The 14,966-nt window shown below is 31.1% G+C and carries 12 protein-coding genes; 5 read left to right on the forward strand and 7 right to left on the reverse strand.

The annotated features are described in order from the left end of the window. Positions 1 to 129: 129 nt before the first annotated feature. Together ACE193_RS07725 and ACE193_RS07730 are read right to left on the reverse strand one after the other, a co-directional pair. Positions 130 to 642: an Lrp/AsnC family transcriptional regulator gene (locus tag ACE193_RS07725; RefSeq protein WP_375562425.1), complete on the reverse strand. Its 513-nt coding sequence runs from the start codon at positions 640 to 642 to the stop codon at positions 130 to 132. A gap of 200 nt (positions 643 to 842) precedes the next feature. Beyond that, positions 843 to 2,684 carry an ATP-binding protein gene (locus ACE193_RS07730; RefSeq protein ID WP_375562426.1) on the reverse strand — a complete coding sequence of 614 codons (1,842 nt, stop codon included), beginning with the start codon at positions 2,682 to 2,684 and terminating at the stop codon, positions 843 to 845. Positions 2,685 to 3,072: 388 nt separating this feature from the next. On the opposite strand from ACE193_RS07730, the gene purL reads away from it, so the two are divergent. The 5 genes from purL (at position 3,073) to ACE193_RS07755 (ending at position 8,498) form a co-directional block, all read left to right on the forward strand. Beyond that, a complete protein-coding gene (gene purL, locus ACE193_RS07735; protein WP_375562427.1) occupies positions 3,073 to 5,301 on the forward strand; it encodes a phosphoribosylformylglycinamidine synthase subunit PurL in 2,229 nt (742 codons plus the stop codon). 220 nt (positions 5,302 to 5,521) lie between these two features. Continuing rightward, on the forward strand, positions 5,522 to 6,085 hold the full coding sequence (locus tag ACE193_RS07740; RefSeq protein WP_375562428.1) for a hypothetical protein: 564 nt from the start codon (positions 5,522 to 5,524) through the stop codon (positions 6,083 to 6,085). Positions 6,086 to 6,095: 10 nt separating this feature from the next. Continuing rightward, positions 6,096 to 6,560 carry a GNAT family N-acetyltransferase gene (locus ACE193_RS07745; RefSeq protein WP_375562429.1) on the forward strand — a complete coding sequence of 155 codons (465 nt, stop codon included), beginning with the start codon at positions 6,096 to 6,098 and terminating at the stop codon, positions 6,558 to 6,560. 94 nt (positions 6,561 to 6,654) lie between these two features. Then, positions 6,655 to 7,434: a hypothetical protein gene (locus ACE193_RS07750; RefSeq protein WP_375562430.1), complete on the forward strand. Its 780-nt coding sequence runs from the start codon at positions 6,655 to 6,657 to the stop codon at positions 7,432 to 7,434. Continuing rightward, positions 7,431 to 8,498, forward strand: coding sequence for a serine hydrolase domain-containing protein (locus ACE193_RS07755; protein ID WP_375562431.1), 1,068 nt, complete (start codon positions 7,431 to 7,433; stop codon positions 8,496 to 8,498). The genes ACE193_RS07750 and ACE193_RS07755 overlap by 4 nt, the downstream gene beginning before the upstream one ends. A 171-nt stretch (positions 8,499 to 8,669) precedes the next feature. On the opposite strand, the gene dnaB is transcribed toward ACE193_RS07755, so the two are convergent. The 5 genes from dnaB to trmB form a co-directional block, all read right to left on the reverse strand. Beyond that, on the reverse strand, positions 8,670 to 11,201 hold the full coding sequence (gene dnaB / locus ACE193_RS07760) for a replicative DNA helicase (RefSeq protein ID WP_375562432.1): 2,532 nt from the start codon (positions 11,199 to 11,201) through the stop codon (positions 8,670 to 8,672). A 146-nt stretch (positions 11,202 to 11,347) separates the two neighbouring features. Next, positions 11,348 to 11,842, reverse strand: a complete 495-nt coding sequence (locus tag ACE193_RS07765) for a hypothetical protein (protein WP_375562433.1) — start codon at positions 11,840 to 11,842, stop codon at positions 11,348 to 11,350. A 46-nt stretch (positions 11,843 to 11,888) separates the two neighbouring features. Next, complete coding sequence (locus tag ACE193_RS07770; RefSeq protein WP_375562434.1) at positions 11,889 to 12,677, reverse strand: ExbD/TolR family protein; 789 nt, start codon at positions 12,675 to 12,677, stop codon at positions 11,889 to 11,891. Between the two features lie 178 nt (positions 12,678 to 12,855). Further along, entirely contained in the window at positions 12,856 to 14,016 is a 1,161-nt protein-coding gene (locus tag ACE193_RS07775; RefSeq protein WP_375562435.1) for a hypothetical protein, read from the reverse strand. Between the two features lie 193 nt (positions 14,017 to 14,209). Next, complete coding sequence (trmB, locus tag ACE193_RS07780; protein WP_375562436.1) at positions 14,210 to 14,869, reverse strand: tRNA (guanosine(46)-N7)-methyltransferase TrmB; 660 nt, start codon at positions 14,867 to 14,869, stop codon at positions 14,210 to 14,212. Between the last annotated feature and the right edge of the window lie 97 nt (positions 14,870 to 14,966).

A 14,966-nucleotide genomic window follows, 5' to 3' on the forward strand; every position in this document is an offset into this window, starting at 1 on the left:
TGTTAGCAAATACTTCTTAATATAGTATTTGATAAGCTATAAACCTAATGTTACAGAATTATTACATTGTTATTTTTCATTACTATTCTGTCAGCTATTCTTGAAGAGTAATAGTGAAACAGATTTTTATTAACTGTTTTCTATGTTTTTTATCAATGCTGGAGTAGCTTCTGGAATAGGTAATGAATCACTATCTTTTATTGTGTTAAGAATTACCATGGTTTGCATATTATCTACTTCAGAAATTTCACTAATTTTATTCATAATCAAACTTTGATATGAATCAATGTCTTTTGAAACTACCTTCAATACATAATCACTAGAACCTGTAACATAATGACACTCAACAATTTCGTCGATTTCCCTTACTTGTTTTACAAAATTTTCGTTACTTGTTTTATTATGTTTGTTTAGTTTTACACTTACAAAAGTAGCTACTCCCAATCCCAATTTTTGAGCATCAAGACGAGCATGATAACTTTGAATATAACCAGCATTTTCTAGTTTTTTGACACGTTCTAAAGTAGGTGCAGGTGAAAGGTTGATGTCTTTAGAAAGTTGAGCGTTTGTAATTTTGGCGTTTTCTTGAAGAATTTCCAAAATCTGTTTATCAATTAGATCTATTTTATAATGAAGTGCCATAACTAAATATCAGTTTATAAATTTGATGATACAATAGAAATTAAAATGTATATAACGCATACAAAGAGGTAAACGTTTTTATTGTAGTGCAAAATTATATAAAACTTTTATTAGATACTAGCCAAATAAAAGAAGTTTTGAAGCAAAATAACATTATATTATTTGGAGTAAGTGTTTTTTGATTCTTTTAACAGATATTTTTATGTATTTAAGGGAAGCCAAAAGAAAAATGTACTACCTTTTCCTACTTCACTTTCCACCCAAATTTCGCCTTTGTGTGCTTCTATAAACTCTCTACAAATAGCAAGCCCTAGCCCAGAACCTTTTTTGTCTGTATTTCCATCTGCATCAGGAATTTGAAAATATTTCTCAAATACTTTCAGATAATACATTTCACTAATGCCTTTTCCTTTATCATTTACCGAAAATAGAATTCCATTATCATCAGGATAAATACTCAATTTTACTTCTGACTTTTGAGGTGCATAATGTATTGCATTTGTCAAGAAATTAATAATAACCCATTTTATTTTATCAATATCTGCAAAAAACGTGGGTAAATTAGGTGCAATATTAGCTTCTATAGATAAGAATTTTTGTTCAGCAGCTACTTTTATGGCTTGTAAAGTATAGTTTACCAAATCATCTACCCCAACTGGTTGTAGATTTATCTTTATTTTACCAGATTCAATTTGTGATAATTGCAGAATCTCACTTGTGAGTGCAAAAAGACGTTCGGTAGCTTGTTCTATATCTCCAATCAAATCTGATTGATCTTCATTGAGTTGTCCTAATCTTGTATCTCTCAATAATCCTAAGCTCAAACGTGTTGCTGCTAAAGGAGTTTTTAATTCGTGTGAAATGGTTGCTATAAAATGTGTTTTGGCAGCATCCATTTCTGTAAACTTTGTTACATTTTTGAGAAGTATAATCAATCCTGAAAGTTCTTCTGTCTCGGGAAGACTCATTACTTGCCTAGAAAAAAACAAATCTCGGTCTGCTGACGGAACTTTAATTGTTTTTTCGGCAAACAACTGTCCTTTTTCTATATCCATCAAATCAATCATCACATGATAAAGAATATCATTATTAACTAACAAATCTGGAATATACATATTGACAGCTTCTTCAGAAGACATATCAAGTAAAATCTCAGCTACTTGATTAATAAAAAGAATTTTATTTTGAGCACTTACACCAATAATTCCATCTTGAAGATGTTCAATGATTGTTTCTGTTCGTTTTTTCTCAATTAATATTTTTTCTAAATTAATATTTTCAAATTCAGCTATTTTATTAGACATTTTATTAAAAGAAATGGCTAGTCGTGCAAACTCATCTGTAGAACCTACATGCAGACGTTTCGTATAATTTTTATTACTCATTTCTTCCAAAGCTAAGTAAAGCTCATTCAAAGGCTTTGTCAAATAAACAGGAAAATAAAATATAAAACCCACCGTAATCAACACACAAAACCCTCCGATAATAGCCATATAAAAGAGAGCTTCTTCAGTATTTTGTTGAACTAAGTCATTTTTCTTTATAACTTCATTTTGATTTATTTCTCTAAGTTTGTCTAAATATTCTCTTACAGGTAAGAAGTTCAATCTTAATTTTGAATAATAAAGATTCATATCTGGGAGCTTAATAGAGCCATCTCGCCGTGTTTCATCAAACTCTCTAATCAATTTTGAATACCCAGTAGAAAGAGAATCTAAATATTTTTTTTCCTCTTTACTATCAATAATTTCATCTAAAGAATCAATATAAACTCTTGTCAGAATATCAAACTTTTTATAACTTTCATAATTAAAATTTTGTTGAGCGACATAACGTATTTGAGAAGAAGAAACTACTTGAAAAGCATCTGTCAGATTTCGAATAAAAAAGAGAGTTTGATAATTTTCATGAAGAACTTTATCAGATGAATTAGAAAGGCGAGTCAAATAAAAAACAGCAACACCACTAATAAGAATGATAATTCCTAACAAAAAAAGTAACCCTGTTGTGATACGTGTCCGAAGAGATGATTTGAATGCCATGTTTGAAAACAGATAAGAAAAAATGTATCTGAAAATTGAGTAGTTGGTTAGACTATTTTTTCAAAGTCAATTATAAATCAATTATATTTATAGGTAATTCTATCAAATATACAATAAAAAGAAAGTGTTTTACAAAAAAAATATTTATTCTTTCCTCTCTGAAAACGTATTGCCTCACAAACTTGTTTTGAAAAATTCGAAATAGCTCCAAAAATATCTGATTCATGTTCTATTTTTTTGTCATAACTTCTTTAGAATACAAATTTGATTAAAATTAGGTTACTCAAACTCTCTAAAAATTGTTACTTTTGCATATTCATAAGTAATAGCAATCTGATACTAATTTGTTTTTCAACTCGTCTCAATTATTTATTCGCCTAACAAAAATATGGAAATCACGACAACCGAAACAGCACAAAAACTTGGACTTACAGCAGAAGAATTTACCAAAATTGAAGAAATACTCGGCAGAACTCCCAATTTTACTGAATTAAGTATTTTTTCTGTTATGTGGTCAGAACATTGTTCTTACAAAAACTCTATTGTTTGGCTCAAAACACTTCCCAAAAAATCAGATAGAATGCTCGTAGAAGCAGGAGAAGAAAATGCAGGTTTAGTAGATATTGGAGATGGTTTGGCATGTAGTTTTAAAATAGAATCGCATAATCATCCGTCTGCCTTAGAGCCGTATCAAGGAGCTGCAACAGGTGTAGGAGGAATAAATAGAGATATTTTTACGATGGGTGCAAGACCTATTGCTCAACTCAATTCACTTCGTTTTGGCAAAATTAGCTCTCCAAAAACACAATGGCTAGTTCGTGGTGTAGTCAAAGGAATTGGAGATTATGGAAATGCCTTTGGAATCCCAACAGTAGGAGGAGAGGTTTATTTTGATGAATGTTATAATGTAAATCCATTAGTAAATGCTTTTTCAGCAGGAATTGTAGAAACTGATAAAATTGCTTCTGCTATTTCGTTTGGCGTAGGAAATCCTGTTTATATTGTAGGTTCTGCAACAGGAAAAGACGGAATTCATGGAGCTTCATTTGCCTCAAAAGACATTTCAGATGATTCGATAAAAGACCTTCCAGCCGTACAAGTAGGCGACCCTTTCCAAGAAAAATTGCTTTTAGAGGCAACTTTAGAAGCCATTGCAACAGGACATTTGATAGGAATTCAAGACATGGGAGCAGCAGGAATTACTTGCTCAACTTCCGAAATGAGTGCAAAAGGAGAACACGGAATGAAAATCTATTTGGATAAAGTTCCGACAAGACAAAAAAATATGCAGCCTTTTGAGATTCTTTTATCAGAATCACAAGAACGTATGCTTATTGTTATTAAGAAAGGAAAAGAAGCCGAGTTACAAGCTATTTTTGATAAATGGGATTTGAATTGCGCTCAAATTGGAGTAGTTACAGACACCAAAAGACTAGAGTTTTATGTAAATGATGAATTAGTGGCTGATGTTCCTGCCGATGATTTGGTTTTGGGAGGTGGCGCACCAGTTTATAATAGAGAATATACAGAACCTGCTTATTTTAGTGAATTCCAACAGTTTCAGATTGATGAAATAGAAGAACCAGAAGATGAAAAACTCCCTGAAATTGCTAAATTTTTAATTGGACATCCAAATATTGCTTCTCGTCGTTGGATTTCAGAACAGTACGATTCGATGGTCGGAACGGCAAATACTTCTACAAACCAACCTTCTGATGCAGCGATTGTAAATGTAAAAGGAACAAATAAAAATATTGTTATTTCGGTAGATTGTAATTCTCGTTATGTCAATGCAGACCCAGAAAAAGGAACTATGATTGCCGTTTCAGAAGCTGCCAGAAATATTGTTTGTAGTGGTGGAGAGCCTGTTGCGATTACAAACTGCTTGAACTTTGGAAATCCATATATTCCAGAAGTATATTGGCATTTTGTAGGAGCAATAAAAGGAATGAAAGCAGCTTGTGAAGTTTTCAAAACGCCTGTAACAGGTGGAAATGTGAGTTTTTATAATCAATCTTCGGATGAAGGTCCTGTTTTTCCTACTCCGACAATCGGAATGTTAGGTCTTTTGGAAGATATTAAGCTCAAAATGACGTTAGATTTTAAAAATGAAGGCGATATTATTTATCAAGTTGGTAAATCAAGAAATGATATTTCTTCGTCGGAATATTTGTATTCGTATCATAAGTACAAAGCCTCTCCTGCTCCTTTTATTGACTTAGAAGAAGAATCAAAACTTCAAAAAACGATTTTAGAACTTATCAAAAACAAACTTATTGTTTCTGCTCATGACGTTTCAGATGGTGGACTTTTCGTAACACTTACAGAATCAGCAATGGCAGCCAGTAAAGATTTAGGTTTTTCTGTCAAGACGACTTCTCACAAAGTGCGTAAAGATGCTTTTTGGTTTGGAGAAAGTCAGAGTAGAGTTGTTGTTTCTGTTTCTAAAGATAAGAAAGAAGAATTTGAAGCATTACTCAAAATTCAAAATGTAGATTTTTCAGAGCTTGGAAGCGTGGTTTCTGAAAAAGTTTGTCAAGTAGATGGAACTATTTGGCTTTCAGTTGATGATGCAAAAGAAGAGTTTGAAGCTACTTTGCCGAAGTATTTGAACTAAATATTTGAACTTATTGGTTAATGATCTTTATGATGAATATAAATGAAAATTACCTTTTTTGATAAAATAATTTTGAAGTAAAAAGGATATGGAATTTTTTTATGATTCTGTATCCTTTTTGTTTTATATTAATTTCTTAGATTTGTGTATTCATTGCTAGTCAAAATAATAATAAATCTAAAATTTAACAAGTGTAAGATTTACTGAAAAATAAAAAATAATGAAAAAAGTATATCTAACATCATTTTTGGCATTACTGATTACAATACTCTATTTTGGTTTTATTGTACCTTATTACCATTCTAAATATGACTGTAATTACACTGCCCCATTGGGAACGTCTAGTATGCCTGATAAGTCTAGGATGGAATATAAATCTAATAAATTACAAGACTCTATTACCAACATAATTCTTGCAGAAAATGAAATAATATTGGATAGTTTAATAGAAAAGAGTAAAAATCAAAGCTATACCACTACAATGCTTGTTTCATCTTTTCAAATAGAAACAACAATAATCAGTCTTTCGAATTATATAGTGAAGGAAAGTCTAAAATTTGTTAGAAAAGACAAAAATATATCTGTATTTAAGACTGACTTCTATCTTTGTACTGCAATTACTAAATATAATTCTTTCTATCCTTTTGGAGATCATTGTAAAATTTACACAGTAAAAATAAATGGATTAATGTACACCGAATTGAATCCTAGACTAATATTGAATGTTTATAAAGGACTTGATTTAGAATATACTGATGATAATATAGGTTTAGAAAACTATTAAAAAGCCACTTATGAACTTCAGAAAAGCCACAAAAGAAGACGTTTCAAAAATTGTAGAAATGATTGCTGATGATGAACTGGGACAAAAAAGAGAAAATTTTCAAAACCCATTACCACAAGAATATATAAAGGCTTTTGAAGAAATAAATGCTGATAAAAATCAAGAATTGATTGTTGTTGAAGATGAAGGTGCTGATAAAAATACTGAAATTATAGGAACTTTACAACTCTCATTTATTCAATATCTGACTTATCGGGGGGGAATTAGAGCGCAAATAGAAGCCGTCAGAATTAGAAAAGATAAAAGAGGATTAGGAATTGGAAAAGCGATGTTTGAATGGGCTATAAACAGAGCAAAACAGCGAAATGCACACGTATTACAATTAACAACAGATAAAAAAAGACCACAAGCCATTAAATTTTATGAAGACTTAGGATTCAAATCAACTCATGAAGGAATGAAAATGCACTTTTAGTAAAAAAGGATATAGAATTTTTTATAATTCTGTGTCCTTTTTTTGAATAATTATGTAAATTTAGATAAGATAAAAATGTCTAAACCTTTTCTTGATGAAAAAACTATTTTTTGTACTGCTATTGATTTGTAAACTATCTATTTCTTTTGGACAATCCAAGGCAGGTTCTATTTGTAAGGAAAAGCATTTTCAAGTTTCGATAGGCATAAATCAAATAAAAGAAAATAATCTCCACCCAAAAGTTCATACAGGAATTGGATATGAATTGAATTATGGTTTTACGAGAATAAATAAGAATCTTTCTTCTTTTCAAACAAATTTTCTTTATTCTAAAGTCAAGACCGTTTTTGAAAATCATCCCTCTTCAATAAATTTACACTTCAAATTGAATTATGAGTATTCATTTCTGATACAAAAAACGAATAATTATACTTTTTATAGTGGGATAGCAACAGGACTAAATTATGCCATTTCTCATTATCCAAATTGGGATGATAGTCATTTGTATTGGGCAAATTTTATTGATTTGAAGTTTTCTAATAGACTTTATTATCAACTTTCTAATGATGATTCTTTTATAGTTTGTCTTCAATTACCCATTCTATTTTTGGTGATCCGTCCAGAAGTAGATAGACAATATAAAATCGATGATTTATCTTTTGAAGGATTGATTACTAATTTTCATGCTAATCCTCAACTTGGAACTTGGAATAAGAACAGAGCTATACAATCTAGTTTAGAGTACAAACCAAAAAGTAAGGCTAAATTTAAAACAGGGTTTCTGTATCAGTTTAGTTATACAAAATTAGATACTTCAAAAAGCAATTCCTTTTCTACTATTCAACATCTTCTCGGTCTGAAATTATACTTATGAAAAAATATATTTGTGTTTGCTGTATTTTATTTTTGTTTGTTTCTTGTTTGGCAGATGAACCTTTCAAATTGAATTATACTGGATTTGAGCCTATTCAAAACTATGATGATTGGATAATTTCTACACCTCAAGAAGAAGAAATAAATACCGAATTATTGAATAAAGCCTATCAATTAGTTTATGAAGATGAGCGTTTTAAAATGGCAAAAAGTCTTCTTGTTTTTAGAAATGGAAAGTTGGTAGCAGAAGCCTATCCCAATGATAAAAATGATATTAATAAATTGGCAAATATTCAATCTTGCACCAAATCTGTAACTTCTATTTTGACAGGAATTGCTATTCAAGATAGTCTTATAGATTCAATAGATGAAAAACTGTATGCTATCTATCCGACTTATTTTGATGAAGATACAGACAAAAGAGATATAACAATTTCGGATGCTTTAACCATGCGAACAGGTCTTGAGTTTGATAATAGCAAGCATACACTAGATTTATACAGGACTTCGAAGAACTCTATAAAACATGTTCTTTCCTTCAAAAAAGAATATCCAGCAGGTTTGGTTATGAATTATAACGATGGCGCACCTCAGTTGATTTCGAAAGTTATTGAAACAAAAAGCAATAAAAACTTAGAGCAATACGCAGCAGAAAAACTATTTTCAAAGCTCAATATTACAAAATGGAAATGGGAAAAAGCCAAAGATGGAACAACATTTGGCGCATTTAGTTTATTTTTAAAACCAAGAGATTTGGGTAAACTAGGACAGTTATTACTACAAAATGGAAAGTGGAATACTAAGCAACTCATAGATAGCACTTATCTCAAAAATGCAACAACTACACAAGTTTCGGCTAACAGCCATAATGAACCCTATGGATATTATTTTTGGATTTTACCTGCTTGGAATGCGTATTATGCAGACGGACATGGAGGACAGTTTGTATTAGTTGTGCCAAATAAAAATTTAGTGATTGTTTATACAGCATGGGGATATACAAATCAAATCTTTTGGGATAAAAGTAATGAACTAATGACACTGTTGATAAGTAGTTGTAATTAAACTTTATGAAGACTTGGGATTCAAATCAACTCACGAAGGAATGAAAATACATTTTTATTAAAAAGAATATGAGTTTTTTTATAACTCTGTATCCTTTTTTATTCCCTCCTCAATGACGTTTGTAAACTCATTGAGGCTCAAATGAAGTCGTCAGTCAATGAGATTTATAATCTAAAAAGGAGGTTCATCATCAAAATCTACTGATTTTTTATTCTTCAAGTCATCATCAATCGGATTCATATTATTTCCTTTGCTTTGAAGTGTCGTAAAGCCATCATCTATTGGAGGCATAGAAGAAAGGTTGTCATTTGCATTCGGAAAACCACTATCATAGCCTGTATTTCCAGGTGAAAAAGCTCCTTCATCTATATCTTGGAACTTCGTGTATTTACCTACAAACTGTAAAACAACCGTTTCCAAACTACCATGACGGTTTTTAGCGATGATTACTTCGGCTGTTCCCTGTGTAGGATTTCCCATTTCATCCTGTGTAATTTCATAATATTCTGGGCGATAAAGGAAAATTACCATATCAGCATCTTGCTCAATGGAACCCGATTCTCTCAAATCGGAAAGCATTGGTTTTTTATCTCCTCCACGAGTTTCTACGGCACGAGAAAGCTGAGAAAGTGCCATTACAGGGACATCCAATTCTTTAGCAAGTTGTTTTAAAGCTCTTGAAATACCTGCAATTTCTTGTTCACGGTTTCCTCCTCCTTTTCCTGCATCTCCAGACATAAGTTGCAAATAATCAATGACAATCATATCCAAATTATGCTGTGATTTTAGTCTTCTTGCTTTTGCACGAAGTTCTAGCATGGTAATGGCTGGCGTATCATCAATAAAAATTTTGGAAGCTGAAAGTTGTGTAGTTCTGTGAATAAGTTGCGCCCATTCGTGGTCTGCAATGCTTCCATTACGTAATTTCTGACTTTCCACTTCTGCTTCTGAGGACATCATACGAGTAAGTAGCTGCTCGGCTGACATCTCCAATGAAAAAATAGCTACACAATGGTCGTATTTTACGGCTGCATTTGCCAAGGCTGAAAGAACGAAAGCTGTATTGTGAGTAAGCGTAAAATCATCCGTTACATACAAACTATCAGCACTATCAATTTTGATACAAGCAGCTTCTTTATTTCCAATAAAATCTATTTTGGTAATGTATTTGAAAAGTGGCGAAAGACTGTTGTTTGTAGTTGTGTGTGTTCCTGTTTCTAAGTCAGAAAGGCTTGCAGGTAATTCGAATTCTAGCTGAAAAAGGACTTCTCCTTTTTGATTTTTATTTTCTGTGCAAAACACAATTCCTCCCAACGAACGAATCAAAAACATAAAATCATCTTTCATACGAGAAGAATCCGTTTGATACTTTCCTCGTATTTCGTTGTGAGCATCTTTAGCCAAGCGTCCCGAAAAAGCCATCATTCCCTCTAAAAGTTCGGTACGTTGTCTTACACTTGACCATAAATATTCTTGAGGAATAAATGGCTCTTCTGCAAAATTAACCATTTGTTTACCAAAAGCATGTTGTAGCTTTTGGTATGTTTCTGCCATTCTTTCGCTGGTTTTGAAGGAATTTTTATCAGCCAAAAGACTTGTTTGACCTTGATTAGATACAAAAAGACCTACCAAATATCCACTTAAAGGTAATTTTTTTTCGTCCCATTGAATCGGCATAACCATTGGAATATAATGGTTGGGTTTGCCTGTTCCTGTACGAAGTGTATTTTTTATTTGAGCTAAAGAACGAACAGCTAATTTATTTTCAGATTGTTGAAAAGTAATCCATAAATGCTCCTCACAACATTCTGTACTTGTTCCATCTTCAAAACTAACTTTATAAATTGATTTTTTGCCTTGTGGAAAAACGTCTTTTATCTTATAAAACCTCCCATCACTTCCTGCTACTAAATCATCTTTTTGGACTTCTCCCATCATCTTCCAACCTGTTGGAGAAAGTAATTTTGCATCTAAAGGTTGTGCCTTTCCCATACCAGGGCGAGCTGCTAAGATAATCAAATCCGAACGCTGCCAACCTGCTGTTATTCTATCCAAAGCCGTAAAACCACTCTGAATACCTGTAATTCCTGTTTTATTTTTTCGTTTTTCTTCTAAATCCTTGAGTGTGTTCAAATACACGGAAGCCATATCAGAGGTTCTTTTTCTGACATTATCTTCTGTAATTTCGAAAAGTTCGCTCTGTGTTTCATCTAAAAGTTCAAAAGCATCTGTTGTATCTTCAAAGGCATTTTGACGAACCGTCGAAGCGACACCAATCATTTTTCTTTTGATGGCACGTTCTACAATTTCATGAGCGTGATAAACTACATTTGAGGAAGAGCTTACTTCAGTAGTGAGTCGAACAAGAGAATATGCACCTCCAACAATCTCTAAATTTCCATTTTTTTCTAATTGAGTACGAACAGTCAGCAGGTCAATCGGAGAACCTTTTGCAGAAAGTTCCAACATCGCTTGATAGATAAGTTGATGAGCATCTTTATAAAAACTATCTGCCTTCAAAATATCGACTACATCTTCAAAAGCCTTTCTTTCTAACAAAAGCGCCCCCAAAATAGCCTCTTCCAAAGGAATGGATTGAGGTGGAAGTTTGCCCATTTCATTCGATAAATCAGAAGCAAAGTTGTTTTGCTTTTTTTTATTGAAAGAACCTTTTTTAGAAAAATTATTGGTTTTGTTATCCATTTTTTTGAAGATGTATCTTTTATTAAACTCTATTTAAACTACTCACACTCTAAAGAGTATGCTACATTTTTTTTGGAAGTGTTTTTATACAAATTTACTAAAAATAATAGCATAAACTAAAAAAATAGATTTTCATTTCTAAAGTTTTATTTCTCATTGTTTTGATTCTGCCTATTCCAAATTCGTATTAAATTCTCTATATTTTTTTCAGTTAGGGTCTGTGTTCTAATCAAAGTTCTTATGCCATGAACCATAACCATAGATGCTTTACCTGTTTCAATAAAATACTTTAGTTCTAATTCACTTTTTAACTTAACCAATCCAAATGTAAACCCAACGTCTCCATAACCTTTGAAATTTCCATAGCTTTCATCTGAGGCTTCATTCATATTACCTATTTTCTCATTTCCGTTTTCTTTCGTGATTAGTCTTTGAGTAGTTAGGATGCTGTAATTTTTTTCATTTATAATAGTTGAGCAAATAATTAGCTCTCCTTCCTTTCGTTGCAGTTGAATTTTATTATGAGAAAATTCTGAATTGCTAGAATAAAACTTAGTCCATTTGAAATCATAAGGTTTCATAGTGTTTTTTTTAATTGCAGCAATACAGATGGCATGTTTAGATTTATCACTTTTGCTCATATATTTTCAAAATTATTTGAGTTGATTAGAAAACTTAAAAATAGATTCAATCAATACCATAGTTTACACGCAAGGCATCACTCCCTCTTAATTCTTCTCTGACATCAATTACGATACCCATATCCAATGAGGTATCCCCTGAAATTTGTACTATGATATATTTTTTTTCTTTATCAGGAATTTTATCTGTTAGTATTTTTACTTCTTTTCTAAGAGAATCTAAAGTAGTTGTCTTACCATTAAGAACAATATTATGGTCTAAATCTATATAAATTTTGATAAGGAATTTTTCTTGTTTCATAATGCTAAAACTAGAAACCATATTCAATATAGAAATACGATAATAAGGTTCTTCAAAGTCTTTTTCAGAAAATAAACGTCCAACTCGCTTATTGGCATCTATAATTTCATCTGTTGTCATAGTTTCTTGATTTTTAATTACAGAATCCATAAGCAGACCAGCTTCATAAAATCTATCATTTACAATGGAATCTAGTCCTGTTATATTCTTCTCTACACACTTTTTCCGAAATCCCATAAGTCTTTTATCTAATGCTGTATTATATGGAATACTGTCATTTATTTGAGTACTCATTAAGTCTTTATATAGTACAAGATAACTTTTGGCTGAACTATCCTGTAAATGTTTGCTTTCTATAAGTATTTGTTCGTATTTCTTTGCTTCGCTTTGTAAATCTATGTCTATACTATCATATTTTTCTGTTATACAATCAATGATTAATCTTTCGTTTTTATAATTGATTTTATCTTGAGCCAAACAAGAAGAACATAATTGCAGAAAAAGTATAATAAAAATATATGATACTGGTTTCATTTTTTAAATTTTATTTGTTTTTTTAATCTTCGAAAGTCTTAACAAATTTACTGAAAATAATAGCATAAACTAAAAATTTTTGGGTTTTAATTTGTTAGTTTATAAAAGTATGGGTTTACTACAAAAAAGAATTTGAATTATGTTAGACTGAAAACAATAAAGAAGAACAGGAGTTTTTTTACCTTTCCATCTTTTGCAAAAACCAATGCTTTTTACTTTTCTGACCATTTTTATAAATGAGATTATATTTCTTTTGGTCATTTAAAAATGTCAGAGGAATACCAATACTCAAACCAAGCAAGCCCCCACCAGCAAATTTATAATACCTGTCTTGATTAAAATTTCCATTTTTGTAATTTATACTTATTAAGGGTGCAACGACTAAAGTAGTTATTAAAGAAACTCCACTTATAAATTGCCCCGTTGCACCTAGAGTTTCTCGTGAAGAGGAATTAGTGGAAAGAAAATTTATTTTACGAAGATTAATAGTCGATATTTTTATCGAATCCTTCATACCAAGATAATAGCCACACGTATAACAATCATTGTTTTTGGTAACCTTCCCAAATTTATTAGCAATCATCAAGTATTCACTCCTTGTTTGAAATTTGAGTGTAGAATCTGATAGGTCAGTAATAAAACCTGTAAACTGCATTTGAACTTCTAGTATTGAAGAATCATTTGAAAGAGTATCATAATCTATTGTATTGAAATAATTAGTTGCTGCTACTCTGATTTTTTTTGTCGTATCTAAAGAATTGACTAGATAAAACTTCTGTTGAGGTTCTTCTTTAGTTTCTTTATCATCATAATTTTCAGTTTTGAGAACATTCCCTTTATCATCAAAATATGTCCAAGTTCCTATTCTGTTAATATTTACAGGGTTTTTGTAGGATTTTTTTCCTCTATGAAGGGTTTTATAGTTTGAGTGATTTTTTTCAAATGTATATTTTTCTGTTCGCTCTAACTCTCCATTCGAATAGTAGGTTTTGAACCAGCCCACTATTTGACTAAAAGCCCATTTGTCTTTTTCATAGATTTCTACATAATAAACACCTTCTTTGACTACATTTTTATTTTCATCGTACCATTCAATAATACAAGGTTTACAATTTGATAATGATTTTGAAAAATTCTTGTAGTATGCTTTACTTACGTAACTTTCCTCTATCGAATAACCATCTTTTTTTACTTGTTGTGTTAGTGAATCTTTCTGAAAGAAAGTCATTTTTACTGTTTTTAAATTATCATACTCTTCTATATTTGTTTGTCCTTCCACAACTGTAGAACTCAAAAATAACACTAAAAAAAGAAGTATAGATACGTTTAAATTTTTCATAAGAAATATAAATAAAATTTTGAGAAATAAATCTTTATCTATAAAATTAATAGCAGAAACTAAAAATTTTTGGGTTTCTATGCGTTGTTATTGGTCTTCCAGAAGTAAAAAAGAAGTATTTGGTTTTAGTGTTTTTGAAAAATAGGAAAACTAATAATAACGCACATTTTCACAAAAAAAGCTATTTCGCAGCTCAATCTTCAAATTCAAAACGCAAATAATTGATTTTTAGACCTTGTTTTTGCGCTCTGTTTTCATAACGTGTACGTATGCCGTGGTGTTCAGGGTAAAGAGGCGAGTTGTGCAAATCTCTAGTTACAAACAGATTTTTGATTTTATACTTTGATAATTCTTCCAACGTATAATCATAAAGAGGATCATCATCAGTTTTGATATGAACTGTTCCTCCTTTTTTTAAGATTTTTTGATACATATCCAAAAAACGAGAGTTGGTAAGACGACGTTTTCTATCTCTTTTTCTCGGACGTGGGTCTGGATGAATAACCCAAATTTCACTCACTTCATTTTCCTCAAAAAACTCATCTAACTTTTGTATTTCTGCACGCAAAAAAGCGACATTAAAAGATTCATTATTTAAAGCATCTGTACTTCCTCGCCATAGTCTATCCCCTTTTACATCTACACCTACAAAATTTTTGTTGGGATAGACTTTTCCTAATCCGACACTATACTCGCCATATCCACAAGCAAGTTCTAAAACAATAGGTTGTGAAGATGGAAAATGAGTTTTGTTCCAGTTTCCCTTTAAATTTTTATAGGCTTCATCTTCAATTTGCAATACATTATAACGTTCTAAATTTTCTTCAAAACGCATCATTTTTTTTCTAGCCATCTTTTCGTGTATTTTAAACGTATATCTAAATACTAATTTTTGAAAGACCTTAATCTTTTAAATATTCTTATTTTTGTGATTCAATTATAATTTGAGT

Source organism: Bernardetia aquimarina (assembly GCF_042180575.1).
GTDB lineage: Bacteria > Bacteroidota > Bacteroidia > Cytophagales > Bernardetiaceae > Bernardetia.

Excerpts from the sequence above, each read along its gene's own strand:
- ACE193_RS07725 (WP_375562425.1), bottom strand. The coding sequence starts at position 642 with ATGGCACTTCATTATAAAATAGATCTAATTGATAAACAGATTTTGGAA.
- ACE193_RS07730 (WP_375562426.1), bottom strand. The coding sequence starts at position 2,684 with ATGGCATTCAAATCATCTCTTCGGACACGTATCACAACAGGGTTACTT.
- purL (WP_375562427.1), top strand. The coding sequence starts at position 3,073 with ATGGAAATCACGACAACCGAAACAGCACAAAAACTTGGACTTACAGCA.
- ACE193_RS07740 (WP_375562428.1), top strand. The coding sequence starts at position 5,522 with ATGAAAAAAGTATATCTAACATCATTTTTGGCATTACTGATTACAATA.
- ACE193_RS07745 (WP_375562429.1), top strand. The coding sequence starts at position 6,096 with ATGAACTTCAGAAAAGCCACAAAAGAAGACGTTTCAAAAATTGTAGAA.
- ACE193_RS07750 (WP_375562430.1), top strand. The coding sequence starts at position 6,655 with ATGAAAAAACTATTTTTTGTACTGCTATTGATTTGTAAACTATCTATT.
- ACE193_RS07755 (WP_375562431.1), top strand. The coding sequence starts at position 7,431 with ATGAAAAAATATATTTGTGTTTGCTGTATTTTATTTTTGTTTGTTTCT.
- dnaB (WP_375562432.1), bottom strand. The coding sequence starts at position 11,201 with ATGGATAACAAAACCAATAATTTTTCTAAAAAAGGTTCTTTCAATAAA.
- ACE193_RS07765 (WP_375562433.1), bottom strand. The coding sequence starts at position 11,842 with ATGAGCAAAAGTGATAAATCTAAACATGCCATCTGTATTGCTGCAATT.
- ACE193_RS07770 (WP_375562434.1), bottom strand. The coding sequence starts at position 12,677 with ATGAAACCAGTATCATATATTTTTATTATACTTTTTCTGCAATTATGT.
- ACE193_RS07775 (WP_375562435.1), bottom strand. The coding sequence starts at position 14,016 with ATGAAAAATTTAAACGTATCTATACTTCTTTTTTTAGTGTTATTTTTG.
- trmB (WP_375562436.1), bottom strand. The coding sequence starts at position 14,869 with ATGGCTAGAAAAAAAATGATGCGTTTTGAAGAAAATTTAGAACGTTAT.